Genomic DNA, 15606 nt, shown 5'->3' on the forward strand with positions numbered 1-15606 from the left:
CCGATTAATACCGATAGAAATCGGTATTAATCGGACCATCACAGGCTCAGAGACCTTCTTCGAGCACCTTCGACAGCATGTCGACAAAGAAATCCACGCTCTGGCGCGAGGTGATCATCGGCGGTTTGATCTTGAGGATGTTCAGGTCATCGCCGGTTGGCTGCATGAAGATCCCCAACTCTCGCAGGCGATCACACAACAGCGTGGTTTCTTCGGTCGCCGGCTCCAGGGTCTGGCGATTGCGGATCAGTTCGACCCCCAGATAGAACCCCGAGCCATGCACCGCACCGACCAGCGGATGTTTATCGATCAATGCTTCCAGCCGCTGCTTGAAGTGCCCGCCAACCACCTGGGCATTTTCCCAGAGCTTTTCCTCTTCCATGACATCGAGCACCGCCATGCCGATCTGGCAGCTCACCGGACTGCCGCCGGCAGACGAGAAGAAGTAACCTTCGGCTTCCAGCGCTTCGGCGATTTCCCGGCGGGTGATCACGGCGCCCAAGGGCTGACCGTTGCCCATGCCTTTGGCCATGGTGATGATGTCCGGCACCACGCCTTGCTCTTCGAAGCCCCAGAAGAAGTGGCCCATGCGCCCGTAACCGACCTGCACCTCGTCGGCGATGCACACGCCGCCCCGGGCACGCACCAGTTCATAGACTTTCTTCAGGTAGCCCGGCGGCAGCGAGATCCCGCCCGCATTGCCGTAGACCGGCTCGCAAATGAACCCGGCCAGTTGCCGTTTCTGTTCGTCGATTTTGGCCAGGTTGTGTTCAACGCTGCGCACATAGTCCGGTGCCGAATCGAGGCCTCGGAATTCGCCACGATAGATATTCGGCGCAGTCACCGGGTGCACCCAGTCCGGACGGCTGCTCAGGGCTCGCGGGTTGTCGGCAATCGACGTCGATACCGCGTCCGCGCCGACCGTCCAGCCGTGATAGGCCTCCAGCACACTGAGCACGTCGCGCCCGCCGCTGTAGGCCCAGGCCAGACGGATCGCCAGATCATTGGCCTCGCTGCCGCTGTTGACCAGGAACACCCGGTCCATGCCTTCCGGGGCCAGTTTCAGCAAGCGTTCGGAAAACTCGGCAACCGCCGCATAGTTGAACCGCGAGTTGGTATTGAGTAGTGACCATTGCCGGCTCGCGACCGCCGCCATGCGCGGATGGCCATGCCCGAGTACCGCGACGTTGTTGAGCATGTCGAGGTAGGAGCGGCCCTGCATGTCGATCAGGTGATTGCGCCAGCCGCGTTCGATCCGCGGCGGGTTGACGTAATAGTGTTTTTGAGTGCGGGCGAAACTGGCGTCACGACGCGCCAGCAGGGTTTGCGCATCCAGTTCCGGCTCGGCGTCGCAGGCCAGGCCCAGCAGTGCTGCCGGCGATGGTGACAGCACCTGCCACGCCGGTGCGCGGGTCGGCGTGCAGAACAGCGGTGCCTCCAGGTGCGCATCGCGAATCAGTTGCACAATCAACGGACCGTCCACCGAACCCAACACCTGGCCTTTGACCAGCGCCGCGCCGCTGTGCAGCGACGGCGTCACGCCCCACAGGCGCACGCTCAGTTGAGGGCCGTCGAGTCGCAGCGCACCGTCAGCCGACAGGTGCAGAACGCCAGCAAACGGCGCTTCTACCACCGTACCCTGAGGTACGCGCAACTCAACGTGCAGCGGGAACGTCTCCGGTTCCTCGGCGCTGTCCGGCCGGGTGCGGGACAGACGGTATTGCCCGTATCGACTGGCGGCCAGACCGTGAATCGCGGCTGCCTCGTTCAACAAACGTTGATCAATGCCCGGCTGTTCCCAGTTGCCTGCCTCGAAGTGCGCGCTCAACACACCCAGATCGATCAACGCGAATTCGCGCCCGACCAGGCCGGGCAACAACGGCGCGAAGCCTTCACTATCGATAGCCGGCAACGTCTGCCCGACCGCCGAGAGGATCGCCGCCTCCATCAGCGCCAGCGGCACCGAGGTGGCGACCCGGAAGATTTCCCATTCATGGGTGAGGTTGTCACGGCTGTAAGTGTTACCCGGATCGATGCTGACCTGTTGCTCGCCACTGAGCACCAGCACCGCCGCCCGCGCCACGATCAGCGGCCACAGCGCCTGCAATTCTTCGTGTTGCAACGGATTGACCGCGTGATAGGCCTGCACTGCCGGCAGGATCACGAACGGATCGCCCCCGGCGTGATGCAGCAACGCGGCACAGGTGACCGACAGATCAGTGATGCGCCAGGTACGGACCAGATCACCGAAATCGATCACACCCTGCAACTGCCAGTGCCGGCGGGTATCACGCTGCCAGACCGCGTTGTCGTCGGTGATGTCCATGTGGATCGCCTGCACTGGTAGCTTTTCCAGCAACGGTTGCAGACGGCGCCCAGCCTGCTCCGCAGCGTTGGCGATCAATGCGCGCTGGTGCTGATCCGCGATCACCGGGAGCAGATGCTCGATCAGTGCGCTGGCGTGGCGCGCGTCCCACTGCAACGTGCGCTCGAGTCCCGGATGGTCGAACCCGGCCAGGGCCAGGTCCATCTCACCGCAGAGCCTGCCGAATCCGGCGACGACTTCGTGACCAAGATGATCGAGCGCGGTCAGTGGCTGACCTTCGATGTAGTCGAGCAGCCGCACATGCACAGCTTCACCGCCGATCTCCAGCGACAACAGGTCCTGGCCGTCATTGGCCGAGATGACCCGGGGAACGGTGACATCGCAATGTTCGGCAAGATATTTCAGACCCGCGTGCTGGGCCTGCAACTCCACCAGCGAATAATCACCGCGGCAGATCTTCAGCACGAATCGCCCGCGCTCGCTGTCCACGCGATAGTTGAGGTCCTGCTGGCTGCCCAGTGCCTGCAACGTGCCGTTCAGCCCGTAATGCTGCGCCAGAACCTGCAACGCCTGCTCCGCGGTGACCTGTGGACCTGGCAGACTGGCGCGATGAATCAACGTGGCGAACGACATGGAACGACCCCTGAAATTTTATTAGGCGCCTATATCGCCACTGCTTAAGGCGATAAGCAACCCCCGACCATCCGTCCCCCAAGTCTTGGGAGGCAAGGTTTTTTTGCAAGTCTGCTCTCGTACCCTCCGGCACTTTGCGCAAGAATGTCGGCCATCCGTACCAGCCAATGGAAAAATTCATGAATGTAATCACCACCGACCTGCCCGGCGTTCTGATCATCGAACCCAAGGTATTTGGTGACGAGCGCGGCTTCTTTTACGAAAGCTTCAACGCCAGGGTTTTTCAGGAAGCGACCGGCCTTAGCCCTCAATTTGTCCAGGACAACCATTCCCGCTCGCAGAAAGGCGTCTTGCGCGGTTTGCATTACCAACTGGATAACACCCAGGGCAAACTGGTTCGCGTCACTGCCGGTGAAGTGCTCGACGTAGCCGTCGATATCCGGCGCAGCTCGCCGCACTTCGGCCAGTGGGTCTCCGTGCGCTTGTCGGCCGACAACCATCGTCAAATGTGGGTACCTGAAGGCTTTGCCCATGGCTTTGTGGTACTGAGCGAATTCGCTGAATTTCTCTACAAGACCACTGACTATTACACCCCTTCGGCCGAACGCTGCATTTGCTGGGACGACCCGGATCTGGGCATCGACTGGCAGTTGGACGAAGAACCAAAACTGTCGATCAAGGACCAGGCTGGAACACTCTTCAAGGACGCTGACGTCTTTTCCTGAATGCCTGTGTGAAACTTCAGCGCCACTGCGCATCCGACAACGGGTGCGCAGACTGCGACGGCAAGCCTAGGCATAATGCGCCTGTATCCACAGGCGCTCGATGCTCATGACTCCGACCCTTCCCCGCCGCCCCCGCTGGCGCAGCCTCGCCCTGCTGGCCCTGTGCCTGGCCCCGCTGCTGTGGCCGCTGGAGCATCTCGCCGAGCGTTACTACCGCAGTGAGCTGGCTGGCCAGAACCGCCAGACCCTCGACCTCTACGTCGCCAACCTGCTGGGCACTCTGCATCGTTACGAAGTGCTGCCACAGATCCTCGGCGACCTGCCGGCACTGCGCGCGGTCGTCGGCGCACCGGACGATGGTGTCACCCAAGGCAATGCCAACCGCCTGCTGAAGAACATCGCTTCCCAGACCGGCGCCGAAGTCATGTACCTGATGGACACCACTGGCCGAACGCTGGCGGCGTCGAACTGGGACAAGCACGACAGTTTCGTCGGGCGCAATTTCTCGTTCCGGCCTTATTTCAGTGAAGCCATGGCCGGGCGCCTGGGCCGCTTCTTCGGCCTTGGCACCACCTCTGCCAAACGCGGCTACTTCTTCGCCGCGGCCGTGCGCAATGGCGAAAAAATCATCGGCGTGCTGGTGATCAAGGTCGACCTCGACCACACCGAAAGCCTGTGGGGCAAAACCCCGGAGCAACTGTTGGTGACCGACCACAACGGCGTGGTCATCCTTACGTCGCGTCCGGAATGGCGCTTCCGCTCGACCCGTCCATTGAGTGGCGACGAACGCTCGGCAATCACCGCGATCCAGCCATACCCGACCCGCGTACCGCGCCCATTGAACCTCAGCCCGACCGCCTGGCTGACCCAGACCCGGGACATCGAAGAAACCGGCTGGAGCGTCAGCATTCTTGCTCCGCGCACCCTGATCGACCGCCCGGTGCGCACCGTGGTGGCCGTCGGCGGCGCCACGTTGCTGGTGGTCATGCTGTTGCTCGGGCTGATGATGCAGCGCCGTCGCCATTACCTGGAACGGATCGCTTTCGAAGCCAAGGCGCGGCGGGAACTCGAAGGTCGGGTCGCCGAACGGACCAGCGATCTGGAAGGACTCAACCGACGCCTGAAACAGGAAGTGCTGGAGCGCGAGCAGGCTCAGCAGGAACTGGTCCGGGCCCAGGACGATCTGGTGCAGGCTGGCAAACTGTCAGCGCTCGGGACGATGTCAGCGAGCATCAGCCACGAACTCAATCAACCGCTGGCAGCGATCCGCAGTTACGCGGAAAACGCCGAAGTGCTGCTGGACCATCAGCGCACCGACGACGCCCGCGGCAACCTCAAACTGATCAGCGAACTGACCGGGCGCATGGCGTCGATCATCGCCCACCTGCGCGCTTTCGCCCGCCGCGATCGCCACGCCCCGGAAAGCGTAGCCCTGCAACCGGCGCTGGACGATGCGTTGGCGCTGCTGGCCAAACGTCGCCGGAGCATGGACGTCGAGCTGATCCGCGACCTGCCCGCCGCAACCTTGTGGGTCGAGGCCGGGGAAACCCGTCTGCGCCAGGTCCTCGGCAATCTGCTGGCCAACGCCCTCGATGCCCTGACCGAGAAAGGCCCGCCGCGCAAATTGTGGCTGAGTGCCGAATCCACGGGCGAAGGCGTCAATCTGTACATTCGCGACAACGGCCCGGGTTTCTGCATGGAAGCGCTGGGTCGCGCCAGCGAACCGTTTTACACCACCAAGACCCGCACACAGGGGCTTGGTCTGGGGTTGGCCATTTGCGAAACCCTGATGCGCGCCTTCGGCGGTGAGCTGTCGTTCGCCAACCACAAGCAAGGTGGCGCCTTAATCACCCTGCGGCTGCGCGCCGGCGCGCCCGGGGTCAGCCTGCAACCGTCCGAGGATCGAAGTGCATGACCATCGACAACCGCATTCAGGTGGTGCTGATCGACGACGATCCGCACCTGCGTCAGGCCCTCGGCCAGACGCTGGATCTGGCCGGCCTGAAAATCCTTCCGCTGTCCGAAGCCAAGGGTCTGGCCACCCAACTGGAGCGTGACTGGCCCGGCGTGGTAGTCAGCGACATTCGTATGCCTGGCATGGATGGTCTTGAGTTGCTCCATGAACTTCACGCTCAGGATCCCGAGCTGCCCGTGCTGCTGATCACCGGCCATGGCGACGTACCGCTGGCCGTGCAGGCCATGCGCGCCGGCGCCTACGACTTCCTCGAAAAACCGTTCGCCAGCGACGCACTCCTCGACAGCGTACGCCGCGCACTGGCCCTGCGCCGTCTGGTGCTGGACAACCGCAGCCTGCGCATGGCCCTGAGCGACCGCAACGAACTGAGCGCCCGACTGGTCGGCCACTCGGCCCCTATGGCACGTCTGCGCGAGCAGATCGGCGCACTGGCCGCGACCAAGGCCGACGTCCTGATCCTCGGCGAAACCGGTGCCGGCAAGGAAGTCGTCGCCCGCGCCCTGCACGACCTGTCGAGCCGGCGTAACGGCCCGTTCGTGGCGATCAACGCCGGGGCACTGGCTGAGTCGGTAGTGGAGAGCGAGTTGTTCGGTCATGAGCCCGGCGCCTTCACCGGGGCGCAAAAACGGCGGATCGGCAAGTTCGAATTCGCCAATGGCGGCACGTTGTTCCTCGATGAAATCGAAAGCATGAGCATGGATGTGCAAGTCAAACTGCTGCGCATGTTGCAGGAGCGAGTCGTCGAACGCCTCGGCGGCAATCAGTTGATCCCGCTGGACATCCGCGTCATCGCCGCGACCAAGGAAGACCTGCGCCAGGCCGCCGATCAGGGGCGGTTCCGGGCGGACTTGTATTACCGCCTCAACGTCGCGCCGCTGCGCATTCCGCCGCTGCGCGAACGAGGCGAAGACGCGCTCGTGCTGTTCCAGCACTATGCCGATGAAGCCAGCGCTCGCCACGGTCTGCCACCTCATGAACTGCAACCGGCACAACGGGCGTTGCTGCTGCGTCACGCATGGCCGGGCAATGTGCGGGAGTTACAGAACGCGGCAGAGCGTTTTGCCCTCGGCCTGGAACTGGCGCTGGATAACACTCAGCCCGACGGCGGCAGCGCGACCATCGAGGTCACCAGCGGTGGCCTCAGTGAACAGGTGGAGCATTTCGAGAAGTCATTGATCGCCGCCGAGCTGGCCCGCTCGCACAGCTCGGTGCGCAGCCTCGCCGAAGCCCTGGGCATCCCACGCAAGACCCTGCACGACAAACTGCGCAAGCACGGACTGAATTTCGCCGACAGCAGCAACCATGGAGACGAATCCGAATGAAGCACGACAGCCATTATCTGGAATCCGTCCTCCATCACGACATCCCGCTGACCCGGGACATGGGCCTCAAGGTGCTCGACTGGCACGAACAGCAGCTGCGCCTGCACTTGCCGCTGGAGGCCAACGTCAATCACAAGAGCACCATGTTCGGCGGCAGTCTGTATTGCGGCGCGGTGCTGGCCGGTTGGGGCTGGCTGCATTTGCGTTTGAAGGAAGAAGGCATCACCGACGGCCACATCGTGATTCAGGAAGGGCAGATCAGTTATCCACTGCCGGTGACTGGCGATGCCACTGCCATCTGCCCGGCGCCAAGTACGGCCGTTTGGAAAAAATTTATAGCGATGTATCAGCGCTACGGGCGGGCGCGATTGACGCTGCACACGCGAGTCGTCAATGCGGGGAGCGATGAGGATGCGGTGACGTTCAGCGGGCAGTACGTCCTGCACCGCTGAGATGTGGAGGTGTTCTTACGAACGGGCCAGCTCCAACAGCTTCGAGCGCCACGCCGCTTTTGCCGGCAGCGCGAGGAAGAACTCATTCAGTAGTGATTCTCTCGGCGGATAGCAGAACGCTTCGCCGCTCAAGTCCAGCACCTCACCGCCCGCGCCTTCCAGAACGCCCTGCGCCGCCGCCGTGTCCCACTGGGACGTCGGCGCCAGTCGCGGATAGCAGTCCGCCGCGCCTTCGGCCAGCAGACAGAACTTCAGGGAGCTGCCGATATTGGCCAGCTGCAACTCGCCCAGGCTTGCGCTCAAACCGGCCAGCAAGCGTTCCTGCTCCGGGCTCGAATGACGGCGGCTGGCAACCACAGTGAACGCTTCGCCAGGACCTGGCACGTCACGAACCTGAATCGCCACCGGCGTGCCGCCTGTATCACCACGCCAGGCACCGATCCCGGCACCGCCGACGTAGAAGCGCCCGTTGGTCGGCATCGATACCACGCCGAAGACCACCCGACCATTTTCGATCAGGGCAATGTTGACGGTGAACTCTTCGCTGCCGCTGATGAACTCCTTGGTGCCATCGAGCGGATCCACCAGCCACCAGCGCTGCCACTCGGCACGTACGCTTTGCGGGATGTTGGCGTCTTCTTCGGACAACACCGGGATGCTCGGATCCAGGGCGGTCAGGCCGGCAACGATCACATGGTGTGCAGCGATATCCGCGGCGGTTACCGGCGAATCATCGGACTTGGCGGTCACCGCCACATCGGCGCGCCAGAACGGCAGGATCGCCTCGCCGGCCCGCAACGCCAGTTCAACCACGGGCGCCATCATCGGATGGGGAAAATTCATCGACATCTCACTCATGACTGGAAAAAGCCGCGCTGGGTCAGCAGATCGCGGGCCAGGTACAACGCCGCCAAGGCACGACCTTCGGAAAATTGCGGATTTTGCGCCAGCGCCGAGAGATCCCGCAGGTTGACCTTGTCCACTCGCATCGGCTCCGGCTCGTCGCCTTCCAGTCGCTCTTCATACAGATCGCTGGCGAGCACCACCTGGATTTTCTGGCTCATGTAACCGGGGGACAACGACAACTCGGTCAGGTGCTCCAGCTGTCGTGCGCCAAAGCCGGCCTCTTCCTTGAGTTCACGCTCGGCCGCCGCCAGCACGTCTTCGCCCGGTTCGATCAACCCTTTGGGCAGGGACAGTTCATATTCGTCGGTACCGCCGCAGTATTCCTCGACCAGCACCGCGTGCTCGGCATCGAGCATTGCCACGATCATCACCGCGCCATAACCGGCGCCCTTGCCCACCAGCCGCTCGTAGGTGCGCTCCACGCCGTTGGAAAAGCGCAGCTTCAGCTCTTCGACGCAGAACAGACGGCTGGTGGCGACGATTTCCCGGGCGAGTACGGTTGGTTTCTGGCGCATGCAAAGCTCCTTGGCGTGAACGCGCTACTATAACGCGGCTTTTCCGATTGTTTGCGTCGGATATCTTTCTACCGTTCGAGACGTTGCCATGCCTTCATTACCGTGGTCCGACATCGATACCGTTCTGCTGGACATGGACGGCACGTTGCTGGATCTTCACTTCGACAACCATTTCTGGCTGGAACACTTGCCGCAGCGCTACGCCGAACTGCATGGTGTGAGCCGGGCCATGGCGGAAATGGAATTGCAGCCGTTGTTCGAACGCCATGCCGGTCAATTGCAGTGGTATTGCCTGGACTTCTGGAGCGCGGAATTGAAGCTGTCGGTGCGCGAGCTGAAGCTGGAAACCGCCCACCTGATAGCCCTGCGCCCCGACGCCGACACTTTTCTGGCAGCAATCAAACGGGCCGGCAAACGCGTGGTGATGATCACCAACGCGCACCGCGATTCACTGTCGCTGAAACTGGAACGGGTTGAACTGGCGCCGTACTTCGAGCGACTGATCAGCTCTCACGATTACGGATTCCCCAAGGAAAATCCGCAGTTCTGGGACGCCTTGCAGGCCGATATCGGATTCGACCCGGCGCGCAGCCTGTTCATCGACGACACCTTGCCGATCCTGCGCAGTGCACAGGATTTCGGGGTGGCGCATCTGTTGGCAGTGAAGGAACCGGACAGTCGCAAGGGGCCGAAGGACACGGCGGAATTTGCGGCGGTCGAGGATTATCGGGATTTGATCAGCGGACTCTGAACGTTGCAGGAGCTGCCGAAGCAGCTCCTGCAGGTGTGTTGTTAATCAGGAATACGCAGCGTCTGCCCCGGATAGATCTTGTTCACGTCCTTGAGCAGTGGTTTGTTGGCCTCGAAAATCTTGTTGTACTGGTTGGCGTTGCCATACACCGCCAGGGAAATCGCACTGAGGGTGTCGCCCTTTTTCACCACCACAAAACGTGCGGCGGCCACCACCGGCCCGGTGACGGTGATCTGGTCATCGACACTGCCCACGCCTTCGATATTGCCGACGGCCAGCAGAATCTTCTCTTTCTCTTCCTGGCTCGCTACTTCACCGGTGACCGTCACCTTGTCGCCGTCCACGGTGGCCTGGACATTCGGGTTACCCAACCCGACCTTGCTGATGTGTTCCTTCAACTGCTCGCTGGCATTGGCGTTGCCGGGGGTCAGCAGGTCGATCAGCTTCTCACCGGCCTCTTTTACAAAGCTCAAAAGACTCATAGCGCACACTCCTTGATTTAAGTTCCAGACGCCCAAGCCTAGACCACCACAAACCAACCCGGTTCCAGACCGACCAATGACCCTGTCGCCGCGCAAGCGGTAGAATCGTCCACCCTTGCCAGCGCCCCGGAGCGAAGATGGACATCAAGCAGCTGAAATTCCTCATCGCCCTCGACGAAACCCGCCATTTCGGACAGGCCGCCGCCCGCTGCCACATCACTCAGCCGACCCTGTCGATGCGCCTGCGCAGCCTCGAAGAAGAGCTCGATCTGCCGCTGGTCAATCGCGGCCAGCGCTTCGAAGGTTTCACCGCGCCAGGCGAGCGAGTGCTGGCCTGGGCCCGTACGGTGCTGGCGGCTTACGACGGCTTGCAAGCGGAAGCGGCAGCCTGTCGCGGCAACCTGATCGGCACCTTGCGCCTGGGGGTGGTGCCGCTGTCGAGTTTTGATCCGCTGCCGTTGATGCAACGCCTGCACGCTGCACACCCGGAACTGCGCTTCGAATTGTCGGCACTGAGTTCCGAGCAGATCCTCGAACAACTGGCGGACAACCGGATAGACATCGGCGTCTCGTATCTGGACCGCCTCGATAACGAACGTTTCGAATCCCTGGCCTTCGACGAAACCCGCATGGGCCTGCTCTACGATCAGCGCTCCTTCAGTTTCGGCGAGGCACCGCTGAGCTGGCAGGCGCTGATCGAACTGCCGCTGGGCATGCTCACCAGCGGCATGCACTTTCGCCAGTCCATCGACCACAACTTCCACAGCCGGGGCCTGACACCAAAGCCACTGTTGCAGACCGACGCCGTGCATCAATTGTTACAAGCTGTGCACGGCGGATTCTGCTGCGCGATCATGCCGCTGGACGGCGGTCTCGAAAGACTCACCGATCACCTGCGGCTGCAACCTATCGAAAACGCTCAGACCCTCGCCCGACTGGGCCTGATCATGCGCCGCGGTGCCCCGCGCTCGGCGCTGGCCGAGGCCTGTTTCGCGCTGTATCAGAAATCGCCAGTGGCCGCTTGATCGACAGCATCTATCGATAGATCGACACTAGCGATTAGACGCGACAAGTTGCCGCGCCTAGTCTTAACGTTGATCAATCCGTCGGTGATGCCATGAACGCCAAGCGCCCGGCCTGCGCGGCGCCTGCACTCGAAACGCCCGCGCCCGCCGCCAGTCAGACCTACAGCTACAGCGACTTGCCCCTGGCGGAGTCGGCCAGCACCGCGCTGGCCGAGGAAGTCGCCTTGGCGATCGCCTACAACGGCATCAGCCAGGCCGTGATGCTGGTGACGCCAACCGACCTCGAAGACTTCATCGTCGGCTTCAGCCTGGGCAGCGGCATCATCGAAGACGCCTCAGACATCTATGACCTGCAACTGACCGGTTCGGGCTCGGCGCAATACGCCCAGGTGACTATCGCCAATCGCGCCTTCTGGAACCTCAAGCAGCAACGTCGGCAACTGGCCGGCACCAGCGGTTGCGGTTTGTGCGGTGTGGAGGCGGTGGAACAGGCGTTACCCGATCTCAAGGTCCTGCCCGGCGCGCCTTTGCCGCCGGTCGAATGGCTCGACGGTCTGCGCCAGCGCATCGGCGCGTTCCAGCCGCTCGGCCAGCATTGCGGCGCGGTGCACGCGGCGGTGTTCATGAATGCCAGCGGTGAATTGCTGCTGGGTCGTGAAGACATCGGCCGGCACAACGCTCTCGACAAACTGATCGGCGGCCTGATCCGGCAAAAGATATCCACAACCGGAGGCCTGGCGATTGTCACCAGCCGCTGCAGTCTCGAATTGATCCAGAAAGTCCTGCGCGCCGGGATCCAGACCCTCGTCAGTCTGTCCGCGCCCACCGGCCTCGCCGTTCAATGGGCCCGTCGCCACAACCTCAATCTCATCCACCTGCCGCAGAAAAATGCGCCGCGGGTGTATAGCCCAGAAATGGAGAAACACCCGTGAGCCAACACCATCAAGCCGACCAGAAACCCGTCCCGCGCTACAAACCCTACAAGGGCCCAGCCGGCGGCTGGGGCGCACTGATCAGCGTGGCCCAGGCCTGGTTGACCAGCGACAACGCGCTGAAAAACCTGCGCATGATGCTCAAGACCAACCAGAACGGCGGCTTCGATTGCCCGGGCTGCGCCTGGGGCGATTCGCCGGAAAGCGGCATGGTCAAGTTCTGCGAGAACGGCGCCAAAGCGGTCAACTGGGAAGCAACCAAACGTCGAGTCGATGGCAAGTTCTTCGCCAAACACAGCGTCACCTCGTTGCTGGAGCAGAGCGACTACTGGCTCGAATATCAGGGCCGTCTGACCGAGCCGGTGGTGTATGACGCCGAAACCGACCGCTACAAGCCCATCAGCTGGGACGATGCGTACGCGCTGATCGGCAAACACCTGCAAGCGTTGTCGAGCCCGGACCAGGCCGAGTTCTACACCTCGGGGCGCGCCAGCAACGAAGCGGCGTATCTGTATCAGCTGTTCGTTCGCGCTTTCGGCACCAACAACTTCCCCGACTGCTCGAACATGTGCCACGAGGCCAGCGGCGTAGCGCTCGCGCAAAGCGTCGGTGTCGGCAAAGGCACCGTGACCTTCGACGACTTCGAACACGCCGATGCGATTTTCGTCTGGGGCCAGAACCCCGGCACCAACCATCCACGCATGCTTGAACCGCTGCGCGAAGCGGTAAAACGCGGTGCTCAGGTGGTCTGCATCAACCCGCTGAAAGAGCGCGGCCTGGAACGTTTCCAGCACCCGCAGCACCCGATCGAAATGCTCACCAACGGCGACAAGCCAACCAACACCGCGTACTTCCGCCCGGCATTGGGCGGCGACATGGCGGTGCTGCGCGGCATGGCCAAGTTCCTGCTGCAATGGGAACGCGATGCGCAAAAGGCCGGTGCGCCGGCGGTGTTCGATCACGACTTCCTCAATGAACACAGCGTCAACGTGCTGGAATACCTCGGTGTCGTCGATGACACGCCGTGGGAGCAGATCGTCGCGCAGTCCGGCCTGCCCCTGGTCGAGATCGAGCAAGCGGCGCGCATGTACGCCAAAGGCAAGAACGTGATCATGTGCTGGGCGATGGGCATCACCCAGCACCGCCACTCGGTGCCGACCATCCAGGAAATCGCCAACCTGATGCTGCTGCGCGGCAACATCGGCAAGCCCGGCGCCGGTCTGTGTCCGGTGCGCGGTCACAGTAACGTGCAGGGCGACCGCACCATGGGCATCAACGAGCGTCCGCCGGTGGCGTTCCTCGATTCTCTGGAGCGTCGCTTCCAGTTCAAGGTGCCGCGCCACAACGGGCACAACGTGGTCGAAGCGATTCACGCGATGGCCGAAGGCCGCGCCAAAGTGTTCATCGGTCTGGGCGGCAACTTCGCCCAGGCCACGCCGGACAGCCCGCGCACCTTCCAGGCCCTGCGCAACTGCGACCTGACCGTGCAGATCAGCACCAAGCTCAACCGCAGCCACCTCGCCCACGGCAAGGACGCATTGATCCTGCCGTGCCTGGGCCGTACCGACATCGACATCCAGACCGAAGGCCCGCAGGCCGTCACCGTGGAAGACTCGTTCAGCATGGTGCACGCCTCCAACGGTCAGTTGCAGCCGCTGTCGAACCAGATGCGCTCGGAGCCGTCGATCATCGCCGGCATCGCCGCCGCCACACTGGGCAGCAAACCGGTGGACTGGAACTGGCTGGTGGCCGACTACCGGCGCATCCGCGAACTGATCGCCGACACCATCCCGGGCTTCAAGGATTTCAACGAGAAGGTCAAGAACCCGGGCGGCTTCTACCTCGGCAACAGCGCCGGCGCGCGCAAGTGGAACACCACATCGGGGCGGGCCAACTTCAAACCGAACATGCTGCCAAAAGACCTGATCCACGAACGCACCCGCGCCACCGGCAAACTGCCGGACCTGATCCTGCAATCGATGCGCTCTCACGATCAGTACAACACCACGATCTATGGTCTCGACGACCGTTATCGCGGGGTGAAGGGACAGCGTGACGTGCTGTTTGCCAACGAAGCGGACATCATTCGTCTGGGCTTCAAACCGGGGCAGAAGGCTGACATCGTGTCGCTGTGGGACGATGGCCGTGAGCGTCGGGTGAAGGGCTTCACGCTGCTGGCGTTCGATATTCCGGCGGGTCAGGCAGCTGCCTACTATCCAGAGGTGAATCCGCTGGTGCCGCTGGAAAGCACCGGGGACGGCAGCCATACGCCGACGTCGAAATTCATCGCGATCCGATTGGAAGCGGCGAGTGAGTCAGGGTTGATCATGGCCAAGTCGGCCTGATACAAAACTTTTCTGCGCCCACAAAAAAAGGCCGCTTTTGCATAAAAGCGGCCTTTGTGAAGTAGCTAAAGACCGGCCAAAATCGGTTAAGTTCCATCCAAAAATCAGTAACTTGCATAATTGTATACAGGTCGTGTTATTCGTCGGATTTCGATTGTCAGCCTTGTTACACAGCCTCAGGATCGCGCCGTCATCCCTTTGAGGCTCCTCTATGAAGTTCTCCCAGATTCTCTTGTTGTCCCTTGGCCTGGTCAGTGGCTTCGCTTCTGCCGGAGGCACCACCGAAGCAGGTGTGGGCGGCGCATTGGGCGGGGTTCTTGGCTCGGTCGTCGGTCAGTCTTTAGGCGGCAGCACAGGTTCAACCATTGGCGCGGCCCTGGGCGGCGCGGGTGGTAGTGCGGTGGGCGCCAACAAACACAGCCGTGGCGAAGCGGCCATTGGCGGTGCGTTGGGCGCAGCCGGCGGTAACGTGGTTGGCCGCAGCATGGGCGGCACCACTGGCAGCCTGATCGGCGCCGCAGCAGGTGGCGGTGCCGGTGGCGCGCTGGGTAACTACATGGGCAACGAAAGCAATCGCGAAGACCGTCGTTATGATCGCGGCCGTGATGATCGTCGCTACTATCGTGACTACCACCATGGTCGCGGCCATGCCTACGGCCATCGCAAGCATCACCGCTACTACCGCGACTGAGGCTTGACCTCATTGCCGGTACAGCCAGATCGCAGCTCCCCCGAGCTGCGATTTTTTTTTGCCTGTCAGACCGCCAGCCGTTCCAGCGCCCCGCGCAAACCGGCCGGAATCGCCACCGGCTGGTTCGACGCCCGATCAACGAACACATGCACGAAACGCCCGGCCGCACAGGCTTCACTTTCATCAGCCTTGAACACCGCCAGCTCGTACTGCACCGAACTGTTACCCAGTTTGCCAACCCGCAGACCGATCTCGATCCGGTCCGGAAACGCAATCGAGGCGAAGTAATCGCAGGACGAACTCACCACAAACCCCACCACCTCGCCGTCGTGAATATCCAGGCCACCGACCTGAATCAGGTAGGTGTTCACGGCCGTGTCGAAAAAGCTGTAGTAGGTGACGTTGTTGACGTGACCGTAGGCATCGTTGTCATGCCAGCGCGTAGTGATCGGCTGGAAATGCGGGTAATCGGTGCGTTGCGGCATCGGGTTGGACATCAGTGTCGATTCCTTGAGTGATCGGGCCA

General features: G+C 62.1%; 14 protein-coding genes. 9 read left to right on the forward strand and 5 right to left on the reverse strand.

The features are described from left to right. Nucleotides 1-46: 46 nt before the first annotated feature. Entirely contained in the window at nucleotides 47-2959 is a 2913-nt protein-coding gene (locus CAF87_RS23610; protein WP_085733309.1) for an aminotransferase, read from the reverse strand. Nucleotides 2960-3138: 179 nt separating this feature from the next. Between CAF87_RS23610 and rfbC the strand changes: the two genes are divergently transcribed. From rfbC to CAF87_RS23630, 4 genes are all read left to right on the forward strand, one after another. Next, nucleotides 3139-3684 (forward strand): dTDP-4-dehydrorhamnose 3,5-epimerase, encoded by a 546-nt coding sequence (gene rfbC / locus CAF87_RS23615; protein ID WP_085733310.1) that lies wholly within the window; start codon nucleotides 3139-3141, stop codon nucleotides 3682-3684. 106 nt (nucleotides 3685-3790) lie between these two features. Next, nucleotides 3791-5599: an ATP-binding protein gene (locus tag CAF87_RS23620; RefSeq protein ID WP_085733311.1), complete on the forward strand. Its 1809-nt coding sequence runs from the start codon at nucleotides 3791-3793 to the stop codon at nucleotides 5597-5599. After that, nucleotides 5596-6981 (forward strand): sigma-54 dependent transcriptional regulator, encoded by a 1386-nt coding sequence (locus CAF87_RS23625; RefSeq protein ID WP_085733312.1) that lies wholly within the window; start codon nucleotides 5596-5598, stop codon nucleotides 6979-6981. Before CAF87_RS23620 ends, CAF87_RS23625 begins: the two co-directional genes overlap by 4 nt. Beyond that, nucleotides 6978-7433: a YiiD C-terminal domain-containing protein gene (locus tag CAF87_RS23630; RefSeq protein WP_085733313.1), complete on the forward strand. Its 456-nt coding sequence runs from the start codon at nucleotides 6978-6980 to the stop codon at nucleotides 7431-7433. The genes CAF87_RS23625 and CAF87_RS23630 overlap by 4 nt, the downstream gene beginning before the upstream one ends. A 15-nt stretch (nucleotides 7434-7448) precedes the next feature. On the opposite strand, the gene cysQ is transcribed toward CAF87_RS23630, so the two are convergent. Further along, nucleotides 7449-8282 carry a 3'(2'),5'-bisphosphate nucleotidase CysQ gene (gene cysQ, locus CAF87_RS23635; RefSeq protein WP_085733314.1) on the reverse strand — a complete coding sequence of 278 codons (834 nt, stop codon included), beginning with the start codon at nucleotides 8280-8282 and terminating at the stop codon, nucleotides 7449-7451. Nucleotides 8283-8287: 5 nt separating this feature from the next. Next, nucleotides 8288-8854, reverse strand: coding sequence for an ADP compounds hydrolase NudE (gene nudE, locus CAF87_RS23640; RefSeq protein WP_085733315.1), 567 nt, complete (start codon nucleotides 8852-8854; stop codon nucleotides 8288-8290). 88 nt (nucleotides 8855-8942) lie between these two features. Between nudE and yrfG the strand changes: the two genes are divergently transcribed. Next, nucleotides 8943-9605 carry a GMP/IMP nucleotidase gene (gene yrfG / locus CAF87_RS23645; protein ID WP_085733316.1) on the forward strand — a complete coding sequence of 221 codons (663 nt, stop codon included), beginning with the start codon at nucleotides 8943-8945 and terminating at the stop codon, nucleotides 9603-9605. 41 nt (nucleotides 9606-9646) lie between these two features. Here the strand turns inward: yrfG and lysM are convergent, their stop codons facing one another. Beyond that, nucleotides 9647-10087 (reverse strand): peptidoglycan-binding protein LysM, encoded by a 441-nt coding sequence (lysM, locus tag CAF87_RS23650; protein ID WP_085733317.1) that lies wholly within the window; start codon nucleotides 10085-10087, stop codon nucleotides 9647-9649. A gap of 137 nt (nucleotides 10088-10224) precedes the next feature. Between lysM and CAF87_RS23655 the strand changes: the two genes are divergently transcribed. The 4 genes from CAF87_RS23655 to CAF87_RS23670 all read left to right on the forward strand — a co-directional run bounded on the left by CAF87_RS23655 (nucleotide 10225) and on the right by CAF87_RS23670 (nucleotide 15080). Continuing rightward, the gene (locus CAF87_RS23655; RefSeq protein ID WP_085733318.1) at nucleotides 10225-11112 is read left to right on the forward strand and encodes a LysR family transcriptional regulator; all 888 of its coding nucleotides are present in this window, start codon (nucleotides 10225-10227) and stop codon (nucleotides 11110-11112) included. A gap of 92 nt (nucleotides 11113-11204) precedes the next feature. After that, nucleotides 11205-12044, forward strand: a complete 840-nt coding sequence (fdhD, locus tag CAF87_RS23660; protein ID WP_085733319.1) for a formate dehydrogenase accessory sulfurtransferase FdhD — start codon at nucleotides 11205-11207, stop codon at nucleotides 12042-12044. After that, a complete protein-coding gene (locus tag CAF87_RS23665; protein ID WP_085733320.1) occupies nucleotides 12041-14389 on the forward strand; it encodes an FdhF/YdeP family oxidoreductase in 2349 nt (782 codons plus the stop codon). The genes fdhD and CAF87_RS23665 overlap by 4 nt, the downstream gene beginning before the upstream one ends. 211 nt (nucleotides 14390-14600) lie before the next feature. Further along, complete coding sequence (locus CAF87_RS23670) at nucleotides 14601-15080, forward strand: glycine zipper domain-containing protein (protein WP_085712724.1); 480 nt, start codon at nucleotides 14601-14603, stop codon at nucleotides 15078-15080. 65 nt (nucleotides 15081-15145) lie between these two features. On the opposite strand, the gene CAF87_RS23675 is transcribed toward CAF87_RS23670, so the two are convergent. Beyond that, on the reverse strand, nucleotides 15146-15577 hold the full coding sequence (locus CAF87_RS23675) for a thioesterase family protein (protein ID WP_085733321.1): 432 nt from the start codon (nucleotides 15575-15577) through the stop codon (nucleotides 15146-15148). Nucleotides 15578-15606 lie beyond the last annotated feature (29 nt).

It is taken from the genome of Pseudomonas sp. R38(2017), from assembly GCF_002112395.1.
Lineage (GTDB): Bacteria > Pseudomonadota > Gammaproteobacteria > Pseudomonadales > Pseudomonadaceae > Aquipseudomonas.

Excerpts from the sequence above, each read along its gene's own strand:
- fdhD (WP_085733319.1), top strand. The coding sequence starts at position 11,205 with ATGAACGCCAAGCGCCCGGCCTGCGCGGCGCCTGCACTCGAAACGCCC.
- nudE (WP_085733315.1), bottom strand. The coding sequence starts at position 8,854 with ATGCGCCAGAAACCAACCGTACTCGCCCGGGAAATCGTCGCCACCAGC.
- cysQ (WP_085733314.1), bottom strand. The coding sequence starts at position 8,282 with ATGTCGATGAATTTTCCCCATCCGATGATGGCGCCCGTGGTTGAACTG.
- CAF87_RS23625 (WP_085733312.1), top strand. The coding sequence starts at position 5,596 with ATGACCATCGACAACCGCATTCAGGTGGTGCTGATCGACGACGATCCG.
- CAF87_RS23630 (WP_085733313.1), top strand. The coding sequence starts at position 6,978 with ATGAAGCACGACAGCCATTATCTGGAATCCGTCCTCCATCACGACATC.
- CAF87_RS23675 (WP_085733321.1), bottom strand. The coding sequence starts at position 15,577 with ATGTCCAACCCGATGCCGCAACGCACCGATTACCCGCATTTCCAGCCG.
- CAF87_RS23655 (WP_085733318.1), top strand. The coding sequence starts at position 10,225 with ATGGACATCAAGCAGCTGAAATTCCTCATCGCCCTCGACGAAACCCGC.
- yrfG (WP_085733316.1), top strand. The coding sequence starts at position 8,943 with ATGCCTTCATTACCGTGGTCCGACATCGATACCGTTCTGCTGGACATG.
- CAF87_RS23610 (WP_085733309.1), bottom strand. The coding sequence starts at position 2,959 with ATGTCGTTCGCCACGTTGATTCATCGCGCCAGTCTGCCAGGTCCACAG.
- CAF87_RS23620 (WP_085733311.1), top strand. The coding sequence starts at position 3,791 with ATGACTCCGACCCTTCCCCGCCGCCCCCGCTGGCGCAGCCTCGCCCTG.
- rfbC (WP_085733310.1), top strand. The coding sequence starts at position 3,139 with ATGAATGTAATCACCACCGACCTGCCCGGCGTTCTGATCATCGAACCC.
- CAF87_RS23670 (WP_085712724.1), top strand. The coding sequence starts at position 14,601 with ATGAAGTTCTCCCAGATTCTCTTGTTGTCCCTTGGCCTGGTCAGTGGC.
- lysM (WP_085733317.1), bottom strand. The coding sequence starts at position 10,087 with ATGAGTCTTTTGAGCTTTGTAAAAGAGGCCGGTGAGAAGCTGATCGAC.